Source organism: Candidatus Chazhemtobacterium aquaticus, from assembly GCF_009936135.1.
In the GTDB taxonomy this organism is placed as follows: domain Bacteria; phylum Patescibacteriota; class Microgenomatia; order UBA1400; family Chazhemtobacteraceae; genus Chazhemtobacterium; species Chazhemtobacterium aquaticus.
The window spans coordinates 338,262-353,619 of record NZ_CP047901.1; the positions used below are offsets into that span (position 1 = coordinate 338,262).

Below are 15,358 nucleotides of genomic sequence, written 5' to 3' on the forward strand. Positions count from 1 at the left end.
CTCCTCTTGACGTTTTCCACATTCATTAGTTACACTGCACACAATTCCTACTCAAAGGATAATTAGACTTATTAGACCTAAACGTATCTATGGCTAAGCTAACCGACTTCATGGTTTCTCGAGTTCGAGTTAAGATGATTCAGACCTTTCTAAGTCATCCCGGTGAAATGTTTTATGTTCGTCAGCTCACCAGAGAAACCAAAGAAGAAATCAATGCTGTCCGTCGTGAACTACAAAGAATGGAAAAATCAGGCATGCTCAAATCTGAGCATCGGGGCAATCGTCTTTACTACTTCTTTAAACCAAGCTATCTCTTTTACCAGGAATTGCTCTCACTGGTTGCCAAAACTACTGGTTTAGGCAAAGCCATTATTAAAAACCGGCAGAAACTCGGCCAGATCAAATTTGCCATGTTCTCTGGTAAATATGTTCGCGGCCTACCTCGCTCTAATGACGACGTCGAACTCCTTATAGTCGGCCAAGTCATTCTTCCTCAACTAGCCATTTTAATTCGAGAAAACGAAGCCAAAACAGGTCAAGAAATCAACTATACCGTCATGACCGAAGACGAACTCAAATTCAGAAAAAACCGACGTGACCCCTTCATTCTCCAGGTACTAAGCAACTCTAGAGTTATGCTCGTTGGTGACGAGCAGGAACTAGTCTCCTAAATGAAACAAAAAATTATCAAAGCTGGTAACTCTCTTGCTGTAACCATTCCCAGCAAATTTGCTAAAGATGTGGGTGTCAAGCTGGGTGACAGTGTCAGCGTTACTACTCGTCCGGATAAAGGACAACTAATTCTTAACTTTTCTGGAATTCGCCAACTCACTCTTACCTCTTCTCTCACCAAGAGTTAAAATCACTACTATGTCTCGCACCCAGTCCCGCTTCTGGCTTATTCTTCTTCTCACCATCCTTTCCTTAGTTATCTCTCTTCCCCAAGAAATCAATCTTAATCCTCATCTTTTTGGTCGCAGTTTTAATGTTCATCTTGTTAGGCCAGATCTTAAACTAAGTCTTGGTTCATATGACTTTTCTCGCTCTCTTGATATCAAACTTGGTCTCGACCTAGCCGGTGGTACCCGAGTTACTCTAGATGCAGACATGTCCTCCATCGCCCCCGAGAATCAAGCCGACGCTCTTGACTCTGCTAAAGAAATCATCACCCAAAGAGTCGACCTATTTGGTATCTCTGAGCCTAATATTTATTCCCAACAAGCCGGATCTGCTTATCAAATCATTGTTGAGCTTCCCGGTCTAGACGATCCTCAAGCAGCTCTTGAGCTTATCGGCACCACCGCCCAACTAGAATTCCTAACCCCCATTTATGATCAAACTTCCACCGAATCGGCCCAACCAGAGCTTGTTGATTTTCAACCATCTACTCTGACGGGAGCCGATCTTCAAAAAACCACAGTCGATTTTGATCCCAATACCGGCCAACCTGTTATCAGTCTCCAGTTCTCCCCCTCCGGTACTGAAAAATTTGCCCAGCTCACAAAAGAGTATCTTGGTAAACCCCTAGCCATAGCTCTTGATCGTCAACCTCTTACTGCTCCCATTGTTCAGTCAGAAATTACCACTGGTCAGGCCGTCATCTCTGGAGACTTTACTCTTGAAGGTGCCCAACTGTTAAGCAAACAACTTAACGCTGGAGCTCTACCTGTACCCATCAAAATCACCAGCCAAAACACCATCACTGCCACTCTTGGTGCAGACTCAATCAACCAAAGCGTTCGCGCTGGCCTTATCGGACTCTCTGTTGTTGTCCTTTTTATGATTGCTTACTACGGCCAGCTTGGCTTGATCGCCAGCGTCGGCCTTTTCATCTACGGGCTCGTCACACTCTCTCTTTACAAACTCATTCCCATCACCCTCACTCTCCCTGGAATTGCCGGTTTTATTCTCTCTGTTGGCATGGCTGTTGACAGCAACATCCTCATCTTTGAGCGCATGAAAGAAGAAATCCGCGCTGGACGAGCTTGGCCTGTAGCTCTCGAACTTGGTTTCGGTCGTGCCTGGGACTCCATCAAAGACGCCAACATTGCCACCCTCATCACCGCCTTTATTCTCTTCAACCCTCTAAACTGGTCTTTCCTCCCCACTTCAGGGCCAATTCGCGGTTTTGCTATCACTCTTGCCCTTGGTATCCTCATCTCTCTATTCACTGGTATTTTTGTCACCAGGACTCTACTTCGTCTCTTCTATCACGGACCTCGATCAATTAAACTTTTTTCTTCACAATCATGAACTGGCTCAAATATCGTTTTCTGTACTTTTTCATCTCTCTTGCCGTCTTGCTTCCTGGCATATACTCGCTATGGCGTTTTGGCCTCAATCCTTCGGTTGAGTTTACCGGTGGTTCTCTCCTTGAGATAAGTCTTGAGAGCCCCAGTCCTGATCAGATTAAAGATCTTCTCTCTCCCACCTACTCTATCCACTCTCTTGACCACGACTCCTCCACTATTACCCTCAAACTTGACCCACTCACTCAGTCTCAAGCAGATCAAATCGTTTCTGACCTAAAGACGCTTGATTCCCAAGCCAAACTGATTTCTTTCACCTCCGTTGGTCCCAGTGTCGGCGGCCAGCTTCTCACCAAAGCCTTAACCGCCATCCTCATTGCAGCTCTAGCTACTCTCCTCTATATCGCCTACTCATTTAGAAACCTTACCTTTGGCTTCTTTGCCATAATCGCCATGCTCCACGACACTCTCATTCTTCTTGGCTCATACTCACTTCTTGGCCACTTCTTTGGTTTTCAGACTGATCTACTCATAGTTACTGCCATTCTCACCACCCTTTCTTTCTCTGTCCACGACACCATCGTCGTCTTTGATCGTATTCGCGAACTTAAGAACAAGACCACCTCCAGCCTCTACGCACTCTCAAACCGAGCCATCACCGAAACCATCACTCGTTCCCTTAATAACTCACTCACCATTATTTTCATGCTTCTCTCTCTAGCCCTTCTTGGGGGAGACTCAATTAAACACTTCACTATCGCTCTTCTCATCGGTGCCATCACCGGTACCTACTCATCGACCTTTACCGCTGTACCCTTACTTGTTACTTGGGATACAATAAGACGTAAATGATCAACTTTAACGCTCTCACTAAACCACCCTTCTCACCCATTGAAACCAACACCTTTCGTTTCTTTAAACTCTTTCCCGACCTACCCAAGTCCTTAACCAAGCTACTAGCCCGAATCACCCCTATCCTTGCCCTTATTGGCGGTATTATTAACCTCCTCTCTCTTTTTTCACACCCCTTTCTCATCAACCCCCTTCGTCCTCTCTCTTTAATCATTAGCGGTATTCTTCTCCTCGTTGCCTACAAACCCCTCAAACAACGCCAATCTCTTGGCATCACCCTTTTGTTCTGGAGCTCGCTAACCCACGGACTAATCAATTTTGTCTGGCACCTTTCACCTTCCATTGTCCTAACCACCGCACTTAGTCTTTACTTTCTCTATCAGATCCGCCCCCACTATAACCATCGGCAATAACTCCACCGATTTCTTTCACTCTCTTTGTTAAATACTCCTGATTGTTTTTGCTGGTATCCTCAATTACCTCCTCAAACAAGCTATTCATAATCTCACCTACCTTTGGTCCAGGGCTAATTCCTAGTATTCTCATCACCACATTGCCATCAATCACCAAATCAGATACCGTCATTGGTTCATACAACTGTTCTCCCACTCTCTTCTGTAACTCTTGTAATCGCCAACTAGTCGTCTTACTACCCCCACCCTTACGATCCCCAATCCGCAGCAAAATAATGTCATTAATATTTTCCTTTCCTACTCTGCGAATAAATCTTCTGATAGCCGCATCCGTCATCTCCGGACTATAAGCAAACATATGCCACCTCACTAGTGTTACTAGCCTCTCTCTTTCTTTTTTAGAAAACCTAAGTCTATCGGCAATTGTCTCTACCATTCTTGCCCCTACCACTTCATGCCCATAAAAAGTTCCTGCTTCATGTTCCGTTTGCACCTTGCCACATCTAGGACATTTATACATCGTTGTTTTTGCCGTCTCCCCCTTCTCTTCCAAATTCTCACTCTTCATCACCCAACCACATCCTAAGCACCTCAGTCGCCTCGTCCTCGGCTTGCCAATATCATGAAGCAAGGTAGCCAGTCTCACTATCGGATCAGGGCTAGGACAGCTTCTCAAGGCCTCTAGCATATGATTGTAAACATCTAGTGTGTGATGACCAGTTTGTGGCACCCCTCTGGTCTCCAGCATCTCCGGGATGATGTGCTCCATCAACCCGAAACTTACTAGCAGATGAACCCCTTCAGCTGGATGATCACTTTTAAGAATTTTCACCAACTCATCCCTGACTCTTTCTCTGCTAATCTCGGCAAGCAGATTAGCGTTTTTTACAACCCCAGCAAACGTTTTTTCTTCTATCTGGAACGACAACTGAGCTGCAAAACGAACCGCTCTCATCATTCTCAAAGCATCCTCTGCAAATCTCTCCTCAGCCTTTCCAACCGCTTTGACCAACCTGTTCTCAAAATCTTTCAATCCTCCCAAATAATCAAGTAATTCATACCCACTTCCTTCCTTTTTTGGGCCAACCACTACCGAATTCATAGTGAAATCTCTCCGGCGAACATCCTCCTCCAGGCTCTTCCCCCATTTAACCTCATCTGGTCTGCGTCGGTCAGTGTAGCCTCTCTCGGTTCGGTAGGGAGTAATCTCATATATCTCCTTTCTTTTTCTCTCAAATGCTACTCCAACCGTTCCATAATCATTGTCGTAAAAAGTATCCAACCCCTCCAAAACCTTAAGTATCTCTTCTGGGGTAGCACTGGTCGTAAAGTCACAATCCACCGGCTCCTTGCCAATCAACATCAACCTAACTCCTGCCCCAACCATATAGATCTCATAACCTTCCTTGTTAAACAACTCAAAAACCAGCCTCACTTCTCTAGGCAACAGTCTCTCTTCATCTTTACTCAAATCTCTTTTTACCATATCGGTATTATATCTCCATCATCTCCCAAGGCCCACTCGTATATAACTATCAAATCCAATACCCCCCCATTCTTCCCTCGTCTATAATCTCCTTACCATGCGCTGGCAAATTAAATCCACCTTCCAAGCAGACACACCAACCAACCAGTCTCAACATGTTGTCAAACATCTTCTTAATCAACGCGGTTTCAAAACCACTTCTCAACAACAAGAATTTCTAAATCCACTAGAACCATCTCTCAAAACTGCCCTTGCCCAACTCCCCGATCTTGATCAAACTCAACTAAACAAAGCCCATGCTCGAATCAGTAAGGCCATTAATTCTCACCAGCCCATCATCATCTATGGCGACTACGACTGTGACGGTATCTCCGCCGCCACCATTCTCTGGACTGCCCTTCATCAATCCGGAGCCATCGTCAAACCATTTATTCCCCACCGTGTTCATCACGGCTACGGCCTTTCTTCAAACGGAGTTACTGATGCACTCTCACTCTTCCCCAACAAACAACCCCTTATCATCACCGTCGACAATGGCATCTCAGCCATTAAAGAAGCCCAAAAACTCAAAAAAATGGGTCTCGACCTTATCATCACCGATCACCACACCCCCCCTGACATTCTCCCACCTGCTCATAGTATCGTTCACACTACCCATCTCTCCGGTAGCGGAGTTGCTTGGCTTATAGCCTCTCTCTTTAATCCCCATCCTCTCACGGAATTTGCCGCTCTTGGCACTGTTTGTGACCTACTCCCCTTAACTGGATTTAACCGATCTTTAGTCAAACACGGACTGGAACATATTAAAAACACCAGCAACCCCGGACTTCTCGCCCTCTACCAAGCCGCGGGAATTGCCGATACTGCGCAAATCTCCACCTACCACCTCGGCTATATCCTAGGTCCTCGTATCAACGCTGTTGGTCGTCTAAGCCACGCCCTAGACGCCTTAAGACTTTTCTGTACTACTAATCAAACCACTGCCCAGTCTCTTGCCCACCACCTCTCAAACCTCAATTATCAGCGCCAAGACCTCACTCAAGATCATGCAACCATGGCCATCAATCATTTTAAGAGTCTCTCGACTCTGCCCAATATTCTTGTCTTTCATCACCCTGACTTCCATGAGGGTATTATTGGCCTAGTCGCCTCCCGACTTACCGATCATTTTCACCGACCCTCAATCATTATAAGTTCTGCCGATAATGTACTTAAAGCCTCTGCTCGATCTGTCCCTGGTATCAACATTACTCAACTCATCTCCCAAACAAGTCACTTGCTCACCAATTACGGAGGCCATCACCAAGCTGCCGGTTTCTCCGCCTCTCCTGACCATCTCCAAGATATTCACGACTCGTTAACCAAGCTGGGTGACAGTCTTGATCCTAAGCTTTTAGTAAAAACTCTTGATATCGACCTTCAGCTTGACCCAAGCCTTCTAAGTCTCGATCTCTTTGACCAGCTCTCCCATCTCGAGCCCTTTGGTATCGCTAATCCTCAACCCATTTTTGCCTCCTCACTGCCCGTCAAATCACATTCGTTAATTGGTAAGACCATGACCCACCTCAAGGTTCAGCCAGAACAACCCTTTACCCATCTTGATGTAATTGGCTTCAACCTCGCCTCCCGTCGTCACAAGCTTTCTAATCACTCAAGCTTCGCCTTTACCCTCAACAAGAATCATTTTCGGGGTAAAACATCACTCCAACTTCTTGTAAAAGACATAAAATAATCACTTTCTCCCAAGCTCATATTTTCATCTTAAATAAACAGTTTTCGCTCCCTAAGGCGTGCGTGTAAAATACATACACCATGTCCTCTTCACTCGCCGATCTTTTTACCATCATCAGCCAACACGGACAACCAATAGTCCGCTCACGTGTCTCTAAAGCCTATCACTTCGCCAAACAAGCTCATCAAGGCCAAATACGTCACACTGGTGAACCACTAATCTCCCACCCTCTAGAAACCGCTAAAATCCTTGCTTCCTGGGGCCAGTCAGAATCTGTCATCATAGCCGCCCTCCTTCACGAAACACTGGAACTAGGCAACATCACCCCTGATCAGATAAAACAGCAATTTGGTTCGGATATTGCCACACTTGTCGAGCGCGTCACTCAGGTAGGCCAAGTCAAACTAAGGCACAGCACCAACTCAATCTTCCTCGAGAACGCTCGTAAAATGTTTTTTGCCCTAGCTCAAGATATTCGGGTCGTCTTCATTCGTCTTGCCGACCGACTTCATAATATGCAAACTCTTGACGCTATCCCCATTAAAAAACAACGTCGTATTGCTCTAGAAACCCTGGAGGTTTATGCCCCCCTTGCCGAAAGACTTGGCATGGGACATCTTAAAGGGGAACTTGAAGATCTCGCCTTCCCCTTTATTTACCCCAAAGAAGCCCTCTGGCTTGACAAAATCGCTGCTCCCCACTTTAGACACGCCCAACACCGACTTCAAAAACAACTTGTCAAACTAAACAAAATTATCAGTAAAGCTGGAATTACCGCTCAAGTCCATGGCCGGCCCAAACATCGCTACAGCCTCTACAAAAAACTCATTCGTCCCGAAATTAATAAGGACATTAACTCTATCCACGACCTCATTGCTCTGCGTATCATCACCAATACCGAATCAGACTGTTATTCTTGTTTAGGCCTTATTCACAAACACTTCAAACCTGCTCCTCATCTGGGTATCTCCGACTACATCGCCCAGCCCAAGCCCAACGGTTATCAATCCATCCATACCAGGGTTTTTGACTCTCATGGACATATCATCGAGATCCAGATTCGCACCCAATCCATGCACGAACACGCTGAATATGGAGCCGCCGCTCATCATGCATACGCAGAGGCAAAAGCTCACGGAACCAGCGGTTCCCAATTAGAGAACCTAGATACTCATAAACTCATCAAAAAAATGGACTGGGTCCATCAGCTCTCTCGTTGGCAGAAAGAACTTAGCTCCGCCTCCGATTTTGTCACCTCCGTTAAACTCGATGCCTTAAGTCACCGCATCTATGTTTTCTCCCCGCTAGGGGATGTCTACGATCTTCCTGTTGACGCCACCCCAATAGACTTCGCCTTTGCCGTCCACACCAATTTAATCAATCAAATTCAAGCCGCCAAGGTCAATGGAAGACTAGTTTCCTTAAGCCACCCCTTAAAGAGTGGTGATTTAGTTGAAATCATCAAAAGTAAATATCCTCGCAAACCCAGTAAAAACTGGTTAAGCTTTGTCAAAACTCATCGCGCCCGGACTCGCATCACTAAGATACTTCAGAACAAAGATTCGCAAGTATAAAACTTTAATCTGCCCATCTCTCTAAATATAAGCTAAAATACATCCATGGTCAGGACAATCATCAAAGATACCCCGAACAAGATCGGGGAAGTAGTTACTCTTAACGGCTGGGTTCACTCTCGCCGTGACCACGGCAAGATCATCTTCCTAGATTTAAGAGACCGCTCTGGCTTGGTCCAAGTCGTCGGTGACCAGATCCTTGATCCTCTCAAACCCGAATCAGTCGTTGAGATCACTGGTTTAGTTAAAGCTCGTCCAGAAAAACTAATAAACCCTCATCTTACCACCGGCTCCATCGAAATCGAGGCCCAGTCAGCCACTCTAATCTCTCCTGCCAAGGACCTACCTCTACCCATCGATAGTGATGGCTATGACATCGATGAATCAGTCAGACTTAAATATCGATACCTCGATCTTCGTCGCCCTCGACTTCAAAACAATCTTCGTCTCCGCTCCCAACTAGCCAATCTAATTCGCCAACACTTAATTAAACAAGACTTTGTCGAGATCGAGACCCCCATTCTCACCAAAACCACACCTGAGGGAGCTCGTGATTTTCTCGTCCCCAGCCGACTTCAACCGGGTAACTTCTATGCTCTTCCCCAAAGCCCTCAACAATACAAACAGCTGTTAATGGTCGCTGGTATGGAAAGATACTTCCAGTTTGCCCGTTGTTTTCGTGACGAAGATCCTCGTCACGATCGCGCCTATGGTGAGTTCACCCAACTCGATATCGAACTCTCCTTTGTTACTCAAGAAGACATCCTTCAGCTAACTGAAGAACTCTTTACCACCACCATCCAACAACTTTTCCCCCACAAACACATCTCCAAATCTCCTTGGCCGCGACTGTCTCACGCCCAAGCCGTTAAAGAATATGGATCCGACAAACCTGACTTACGCCAAGATAAGAACAATCCAGACGAATTAAGTTTTGCCTGGGTTCTCGACTTCCCTCTTTTTACTCAACAATCCGACTCCGACTTCTACCATGGCTCTGGATCGGCCAAGTTCGCCCCCTCTCATCATATGTTCACCGCTCCTCATCCAGAAGACATAAAGCTTCTTGATAGCGACCCTCAAAAAGTTAGAGGTCTTCAACACGACCTGGTTTTAAATGGATATGAAGTCGGTGGTGGCAGTATTCGTATCCACCAACCTGAAATCCAACAAAAGATCTTTCAGCTGATTGGTTTTACTCCTCAACAGCAAGCCCAGTTTGAACACCTTCTTACCGCCTTTACCTACGGTGTTCCACCCCACGGTGGCATTGCTCCCGGTCTCGATCGTCTTCTCATGGCCATACTAGGCGAGCCTAGTTTACGAGAAACCATTGCTTTTCCAGCCAGTGGTTCTGGTCTCACCGCAGTTGTCAACGCCCCGAGTCCAGCCACCACCGAACAGCTAGAGGAACTCCATCTAGCCATCACCCAACCCAAGAAAAAGTAACCCATGCTCCCCTCTTTTCAGACTGACTCAATCGATTACTACCAAAAAAAAGCCTATCTCACTCTCCTTCAACTAAAAAGAGCGTTCACCCGTCTCCCTGAAGGCAAACGTCTCCTTTTCTTCCTCATAATCCTAACCCTCTTTCTCTATCCCGGCCAAAACTACTGGCAGACCCTCTCACTCAATCCTACTCAACCAAAAGTAAAAGCTGCCAATATCACCTTAAATCAACCTCTTCCGCCACAACCAGACCAAACTCCGCCTCCACGTCTCACTGCTCAAGCCGTCTTTGTTTTTGAGCCAGACTCAGGCACCATCCTTCATCAAATCAATCCAGACACCCGTCTTCATCCAGCCTCTACCACTAAGATCATGACCGCCCTAACCGCTCTTGACGTTTACTCGCCCAACGACATCCTCACTGTCAAAACTGGCGATCAAGCCATCGGTCAATCAGTCCACCTTGAAACTGGTCAACAGTTTACCGCCAAAGACCTTCTCTATGCCATCCTAGTCGCCTCTGGTAACGATGCCGCCCTCACTCTGGCTGAGAACTATCCCGACGGCGGCTACTCTCGTTTTGTCGAGCTTATGAACCAAAAAGCTAAGGACCTTCATCTTAAAAACACCTCCTTCACTAACGTCTCAGGAATAGAAGGTGGCAATCACAAAACCACTGTTCACGACCTCGCTATACTCACCAAGGAAGCAATTAATAATCCACTCTTCATGGAAATCGTCAACACTCCCCAAATCACCATTACCGACACAACCAACCAAACTCAATATAAACTAGAAACCACCAACCAACTCCTCGGCAAAATCGAAGGCCTAAGAGGCATCAAGACCGGCTGGACCGAAAATGCTGGTGAATGTCTCATCACTTACGTTGAACGAAACAACAAAAAAATCATCACTGTTGTTCTAAATTCCTCAGACCGTTTCGGAGAAACCAAACAACTCATAGACTGGGTCTACTCCCACCACACCTGGCCCAAACAATAACCATCACTAGTCTACTCCGTTTTAATCACATCACCCCTGATTGCACTTACATAAGCCACCAAGTCATTATCTCCAGTAAACACATAAATTGGCATCATATACTCTTGTTCTCCGCCTGAATCATAGTAACCCAGTTCAATTCTTCTCACCACGGCCTTGTCTCCCTGTAGAGACGCAATATACCCCCCACCATTCTTTAACTCCTCCCAAGCCGTCTCCACTGTCTTGATTGGATACTCTCCTGTTAACGTGTAGTCAACCTCGGTATGGTTGTATCTAACCTCAATAATCTGTTTTTGCTTAATATCACTAGCCCCTGATAGTAACACCGACACAATTCCTTCTTCTGGGTCAGGTGTAAAAAACCCATACTCAGCCAACACCTCTTTATCCTCTCCCATAATCTGATAATTACTTCTAAACATATCCACCTCCACAAAGTCAGCTTCTGATAAAGAGATTGTTTCTACCAACCTATCACCCTGAGCCCTCCAGAAACTTACCTTCTTAGGACCATTTAGATCAGCGGGTAACAACGATACCCCCCTCAAAAAACCCTGCGCATCCATAATTGTCTGTTGCTCTGACACAAAACGTTTACTCACCAACAAGCTTGGGTCAGCCTGCCACTGTCGCTTTAAAGTGAAGTGACCACTAACAATATCTACATCCAAAGTCGCCGGTAGGGGATCAGACTGAGTCCAGCGATACAAGGTCTCACTTGGCTGGGTCGGAGTAAACAAGAAACCTAAACGACTAGCCAAATCAATCGCCCTGTCAGCATCCAAAAATCCACTTCTTTTACTTGGCGCACTTAAAACAAGCATCCGGTCTGGAAACTTCCCCAATTTTCCTGTCGGTGTTTGTAAGTCATAAGCAGAAACCGAAACACCAGACTCCGGAAAAGTGATATCAGCCACCCTACCAAACTCCACTCTCGGTGGTGGTAACGGTGCTGGGTGAGTTGCCTTCCACCAAGACACTACTCCAGTCCCCACAAACCACAACACCAATATGCCCACCAAGCCTATCGATCCATATTTAATCCCTTGTCGAGTGTAGTATGCTGTTTCCGTCAAAGTGGCCATACATAGAGTATACTATGGCCATGGCTACAGTGAGAACTAGAATTGCTCCCAGCCCCACCGGCATTCCTCATATTGGCAATACCAGAACTGCCCTGTTCAGTTATCTTCTGGCCAAAAAAAACTCCGGCCAGTTTATCCTACGAATCGAAGACACTGATCAGAAACGCCTTGTTCCCGAGTCACTTGAAGCAATCTACGAAATCCATGATTTTTTAAAACTCATCCCCGATGAAGATCCTCGCAAAGGTGGACCCAGTGGTCCATATATCCAGACTCAACGGCTTGACCTTTACCAGAAATACGCCCAAGAACTACTTGAAAAAGGAGTCGCCTATCAAAAAGAAGGTGCCATCAGAATCAAGATGCCCAAGCAAGGCTATACCTCCTGGAACGATCTCGTCCAAGGAAAAATCAGCATCCCCAACCAAGAAGTTGACGATAAAGTCCTGCTTAAATCAAACGGTATCCCCACCTACCACCTTGCCGTGGTCGTAGACGACCATCTTATGAACATCTCCCATATCATCAGAGGAGTCGAGTGGATCTCCTCTACTCCTGTTCATCTCCATCTCTATCAGGCCTTAGGTTGGCAAGTCCCCATCATCGCCCATGTTCCTCTGCTTCTTGGACCCGACAAAACCAAGTTAAGCAAACGCCATGGCGCCAAATCAGTCCTTGAGTACCGTGATGATGGCTATCTCCCCGAAGCTATAAACAACTTCCTCTTCTATCTTGGTAACTCATATCAAGACAACTCAGCCATCCTTACCCTTAAGCAAATGGCTCAGATTTTCGATGAAACCAAGCTTCAAAAACAAAACGCCATTTTTGATATCGAAAAATTGCAATTTTTCAACAAACAATGGATCAAGCGCCTCACTCCAGCAGAACTCCTCCCCCGTCTTAAACCCTTCCTTCCTTCCCCTTGGGTAGTCAAGGACTCACTCCTTCTCCAGATTATTCCTCTCACCCAAGAACGACTTACCACCCTAAAAGACTTCCCCACTCTCACCAATTATTTCTTCTCCTCTCCTGACTACACCTCCATTTCCTTCACCTCTAAACAACACCTCATTGATGCCCGCGCAGTCCTAAGTCAAACAGAATGGAACAAATCAGCGATTGAGTCTTCTCTTCAACAACTAACCGATACTCATCAGTACCATCGAGGCCAATTTTTCATGGATCTTCGTTTAGCTATAACCGGTCAAAAAATCACCCCACCACTAACTGAGTCCATGCTTATTCTAGGTCAACAGCAGATTCTCTCTCGTCTTGACACAGTCATTAAGCTAATCTAAACCCATGAACCTTGACTCGCTTGCCCAAATCGAAAAAAATCTTCAAAAAAGACAAAGGCGTTACTTAAGCAACCTCAAACGACGCAGCAAACCCGCTCAAAAACTCATTGTTCAAAGCAAAATTACCGCTAGTAGTCTACGCCAGAAATCGTCCCAAATCCTAGCCAGCGCCGGTTTAACTGGAGCCCTACTCTTAACTCCTGCTTCTGCCACCCAGTCGTCTACGCCAACAAATGTCTCCGCCAATAACCAGAACCTTAACCAAGCCCTTTCTCAAGAACTAGCCGACATCTTCCCTCACTACCCAACTAAACTTGATGATCAGACCGCCCAAAACATCTCCCAAATCATACTTAATAAAACTGGTATCAAGGCAACCCCGACCCTTGAGGGTCAGAGTCTTAATCATCACATTGGTTACATTGGCTACGAGCAACATCTTAAGCGTTTTCCTGGAGACAACCTTTCTCTCCATGATGAAGAGCAGGTCGCTGGTATTGCCCCTGGCCTTGGTGCCTGGGGTTACTTTGCTCCATCCCAAGACCAGTTCACCACCCAAGACTATCTTCGTGAAAAATACTACTCCGTCGCTCAAACCCTCTACCTCCCCGACTGGAATACCAACTTTCGCTTCTTACGGGACTGGTACAAGTATCGAAAAATCCTCATTGTAAATCCTGTCAACGGTCAGTCCGTTGTCACAGTTTTAGCCGATGCTGGACCAGCCGAGTGGACTGGTAAACAATTTGGCGCCTCACCCGAAGCCATGAAAGCTCTTGATCTCCATTTAGGTCCTCGTAAGGGTCTAGTCCTCTTTTTCTTCGTTGATGACCCAGATGATCGTATTCCTTTAGGTCCTGTCAATCAAAAATTAGATACAAATTCTCTCTAATAACCATGTCTATTCTTTTCTACGACCATCTAGTTGACATCTCCAGCATCGAAATACGTCTCACTTCTCTTCAGCTTAAACCCAAAAAGAAAAACAAATTCAGACAGATGATCGATGACATTCTCCATGCTGGTATTCTCGAATTTATCCTCCAGAAACTCGATTCTCATTATCACCGCACCTTTCTTTCTCGTCTCGAGTACGCACCCTATGACCCCGAGCTTCTTGAGTATCTTAAAAAACACATAGACGACCAGATTGAGGCTGAAATAGCCAAAGAATCACAACGCATCCAAAAACTCATCCTCAAAGATCTTAAGGGAAAATAGCCATCTGTTACAATTCCACTCATTATGAGCGGGTTGCTTAAAATCATTACCCCCGTTAACCTCGATCAGGAGTACCACCGATTTATCAACTCCAACCACTATCACCCCGTCTTTAGATACCGCTGGAGATCAAACCTCACCCAACATCTCAAAAAAAACTCCCCCAAAACCAATCTCATTAAAGCCATTCTCACTCAGGATCATCAGCAAATAACTAACACCGCACAACACCTATTCTCAACCAATATTGACCCTCAAATTGTCCGTCTTGCTCAAAAAATTACCGCCTCACCGCCTCCTCGTCTCCGTCACCCCACCATCACCCAGGTTATAAAAGCCTTTAATAAAGCCTTTCACTATTTTAACCTTGATTATCAAGCAGTTGTTTCCTCTCAATCTGGCTTTAACGTCCGACCCAAACAAACCCAAAAGCTAGTTCTCATCAGTCGCCGTCTTAATCTAAATTTCTTTTCTCTTTCAGGACTAGTCAAACACGAGCTTTCTCACGTTATCCGCTACGAAAACGGTCTCTTTAATCACCTCAAACGTTCTCCAGACTATCTTCCCACTGAAGAAGGACTAGCCACCTTTGTCCAAGACCACCAAGGTAGTTGGTCACAAAAATCCAAATTTCAGCATGCCGCCGAATACTTAGCCAGTGCCATCAGTTTGGATGGTTCTCTACGTGATATCTATGATTTCTTCCGCTCTCTTGGTTTCCCCAAAGAACTAGCCTGGCAGCGAGCTATCCGTCACAAATTCGGCTTCATCAATACCCGCCAAGCTGGTGGCATCATCAAACCAGCCATGTACTTCAATTTCTCCCAAAAAATCTCTCAGTTAACTCCTCAGCAAAGACTCAAGCTCTATATTGGCAAAATTTCACTCAATGATCTCTCTCAACACCAAAAATATATCGGTCGATTCACTCCAAAACAAATTCATCACTTTTTCGAAATTTAAAACCTTTAAAATAATCGCCCTTGAA

At 45.7% G+C, this 15,358-nt stretch carries 15 protein-coding genes; 13 read left to right on the forward strand and 2 right to left on the reverse strand.

The annotated features are described in order from the left end of the window. Nucleotides 1-89 precede the first annotated feature (89 nt). The 5 genes from MICH65_RS01790 to MICH65_RS01810 are packed head-to-tail and all read left to right on the forward strand — an operon-like array spanning nucleotide 90 to nucleotide 3,514. Nucleotides 90-671: a hypothetical protein gene (locus MICH65_RS01790; RefSeq protein WP_161931717.1), complete on the forward strand. Its 582-nt coding sequence runs from the start codon at nucleotides 90-92 to the stop codon at nucleotides 669-671. Continuing rightward, nucleotides 672-860, forward strand: coding sequence for an AbrB/MazE/SpoVT family DNA-binding domain-containing protein (locus MICH65_RS01795; RefSeq protein ID WP_161931718.1), 189 nt, complete (start codon nucleotides 672-674; stop codon nucleotides 858-860). A 10-nt stretch (nucleotides 861-870) separates the two neighbouring features. Continuing rightward, complete coding sequence (secD, locus tag MICH65_RS01800) at nucleotides 871-2,253, forward strand: protein translocase subunit SecD (protein WP_161931719.1); 1,383 nt, start codon at nucleotides 871-873, stop codon at nucleotides 2,251-2,253. Next, the gene (gene secF / locus MICH65_RS01805) at nucleotides 2,250-3,101 is read left to right on the forward strand and encodes a protein translocase subunit SecF (RefSeq protein ID WP_161931720.1); all 852 of its coding nucleotides are present in this window, start codon (nucleotides 2,250-2,252) and stop codon (nucleotides 3,099-3,101) included. The genes secD and secF overlap by 4 nt, the downstream gene beginning before the upstream one ends. Further along, nucleotides 3,098-3,514: a hypothetical protein gene (locus MICH65_RS01810; protein WP_161931721.1), complete on the forward strand. Its 417-nt coding sequence runs from the start codon at nucleotides 3,098-3,100 to the stop codon at nucleotides 3,512-3,514. Before secF ends, MICH65_RS01810 begins: the two co-directional genes overlap by 4 nt. Here the strand turns inward: MICH65_RS01810 and MICH65_RS01815 are convergent. After that, entirely contained in the window at nucleotides 3,462-5,000 is a 1,539-nt protein-coding gene (locus MICH65_RS01815) for an HDIG domain-containing metalloprotein (RefSeq protein ID WP_161931722.1), read from the reverse strand. The genes MICH65_RS01810 and MICH65_RS01815 overlap by 53 nt on opposite strands. Nucleotides 5,001-5,097: 97 nt before the next feature. Between MICH65_RS01815 and recJ the strand changes: the two genes are divergently transcribed. From recJ to MICH65_RS01835, 4 genes are all read left to right on the forward strand, one after another. Further along, nucleotides 5,098-6,732: a single-stranded-DNA-specific exonuclease RecJ gene (gene recJ / locus MICH65_RS01820; RefSeq protein ID WP_161931723.1), complete on the forward strand. Its 1,635-nt coding sequence runs from the start codon at nucleotides 5,098-5,100 to the stop codon at nucleotides 6,730-6,732. A gap of 80 nt (nucleotides 6,733-6,812) precedes the next feature. Further along, nucleotides 6,813-8,306, forward strand: coding sequence for a RelA/SpoT family protein (locus tag MICH65_RS01825; RefSeq protein WP_161931724.1), 1,494 nt, complete (start codon nucleotides 6,813-6,815; stop codon nucleotides 8,304-8,306). 45 nt (nucleotides 8,307-8,351) lie between these two features. Then, complete coding sequence (locus MICH65_RS01830; protein WP_161931725.1) at nucleotides 8,352-9,755, forward strand: amino acid--tRNA ligase-related protein; 1,404 nt, start codon at nucleotides 8,352-8,354, stop codon at nucleotides 9,753-9,755. A 3-nt stretch (nucleotides 9,756-9,758) separates the two neighbouring features. Continuing rightward, nucleotides 9,759-10,760 carry a D-alanyl-D-alanine carboxypeptidase family protein gene (locus tag MICH65_RS01835; RefSeq protein WP_161931726.1) on the forward strand — a complete coding sequence of 334 codons (1,002 nt, stop codon included), beginning with the start codon at nucleotides 9,759-9,761 and terminating at the stop codon, nucleotides 10,758-10,760. An 11-nt stretch (nucleotides 10,761-10,771) separates the two neighbouring features. Here the strand turns inward: MICH65_RS01835 and MICH65_RS01840 are convergent, their stop codons facing one another. Beyond that, nucleotides 10,772-11,848, reverse strand: a complete 1,077-nt coding sequence (locus MICH65_RS01840; RefSeq protein WP_161931727.1) for a hypothetical protein — start codon at nucleotides 11,846-11,848, stop codon at nucleotides 10,772-10,774. Nucleotides 11,849-11,868: 20 nt separating this feature from the next. Here MICH65_RS01840 and gltX point away from each other — a divergent pair, with 20 nt between their 5' ends. From gltX to MICH65_RS01860, 4 genes are read left to right on the forward strand one after another with little or no spacing between them, the layout of a single operon-like run. Beyond that, nucleotides 11,869-13,149, forward strand: coding sequence for a glutamate--tRNA ligase (gene gltX, locus MICH65_RS01845; protein ID WP_161931728.1), 1,281 nt, complete (start codon nucleotides 11,869-11,871; stop codon nucleotides 13,147-13,149). Between the two features lie 4 nt (nucleotides 13,150-13,153). Further along, on the forward strand, nucleotides 13,154-14,041 hold the full coding sequence (locus tag MICH65_RS01850) for a hypothetical protein (RefSeq protein ID WP_161931729.1): 888 nt from the start codon (nucleotides 13,154-13,156) through the stop codon (nucleotides 14,039-14,041). Between the two features lie 5 nt (nucleotides 14,042-14,046). Beyond that, entirely contained in the window at nucleotides 14,047-14,370 is a 324-nt protein-coding gene (locus MICH65_RS01855; protein WP_161931730.1) for a hypothetical protein, read from the forward strand. A gap of 24 nt (nucleotides 14,371-14,394) precedes the next feature. After that, nucleotides 14,395-15,333, forward strand: a complete 939-nt coding sequence (locus MICH65_RS01860) for a DUF1704 domain-containing protein (protein WP_161931731.1) — start codon at nucleotides 14,395-14,397, stop codon at nucleotides 15,331-15,333. Nucleotides 15,334-15,358 lie beyond the last annotated feature (25 nt).

Coding starts and splice junctions, on each gene's coding strand:
- secD (WP_161931719.1), top strand. CDS start 871: ATGTCTCGCACCCAGTCCCGCTTCTGGCTTATTCTTCTTCTCACCATC.
- MICH65_RS01840 (WP_161931727.1), bottom strand. CDS start 11,848: ATGGCCACTTTGACGGAAACAGCATACTACACTCGACAAGGGATTAAA.
- MICH65_RS01815 (WP_161931722.1), bottom strand. CDS start 5,000: ATGGTAAAAAGAGATTTGAGTAAAGATGAAGAGAGACTGTTGCCTAGA.
- MICH65_RS01795 (WP_161931718.1), top strand. CDS start 672: ATGAAACAAAAAATTATCAAAGCTGGTAACTCTCTTGCTGTAACCATT.
- MICH65_RS01810 (WP_161931721.1), top strand. CDS start 3,098: ATGATCAACTTTAACGCTCTCACTAAACCACCCTTCTCACCCATTGAA.
- MICH65_RS01855 (WP_161931730.1), top strand. CDS start 14,047: ATGTCTATTCTTTTCTACGACCATCTAGTTGACATCTCCAGCATCGAA.
- MICH65_RS01825 (WP_161931724.1), top strand. CDS start 6,813: ATGTCCTCTTCACTCGCCGATCTTTTTACCATCATCAGCCAACACGGA.
- secF (WP_161931720.1), top strand. CDS start 2,250: ATGAACTGGCTCAAATATCGTTTTCTGTACTTTTTCATCTCTCTTGCC.
- MICH65_RS01860 (WP_161931731.1), top strand. CDS start 14,395: ATGAGCGGGTTGCTTAAAATCATTACCCCCGTTAACCTCGATCAGGAG.
- MICH65_RS01850 (WP_161931729.1), top strand. CDS start 13,154: ATGAACCTTGACTCGCTTGCCCAAATCGAAAAAAATCTTCAAAAAAGA.
- MICH65_RS01830 (WP_161931725.1), top strand. CDS start 8,352: ATGGTCAGGACAATCATCAAAGATACCCCGAACAAGATCGGGGAAGTA.
- MICH65_RS01835 (WP_161931726.1), top strand. CDS start 9,759: ATGCTCCCCTCTTTTCAGACTGACTCAATCGATTACTACCAAAAAAAA.
- recJ (WP_161931723.1), top strand. CDS start 5,098: ATGCGCTGGCAAATTAAATCCACCTTCCAAGCAGACACACCAACCAAC.
- gltX (WP_161931728.1), top strand. CDS start 11,869: ATGGCTACAGTGAGAACTAGAATTGCTCCCAGCCCCACCGGCATTCCT.
- MICH65_RS01790 (WP_161931717.1), top strand. CDS start 90: ATGGCTAAGCTAACCGACTTCATGGTTTCTCGAGTTCGAGTTAAGATG.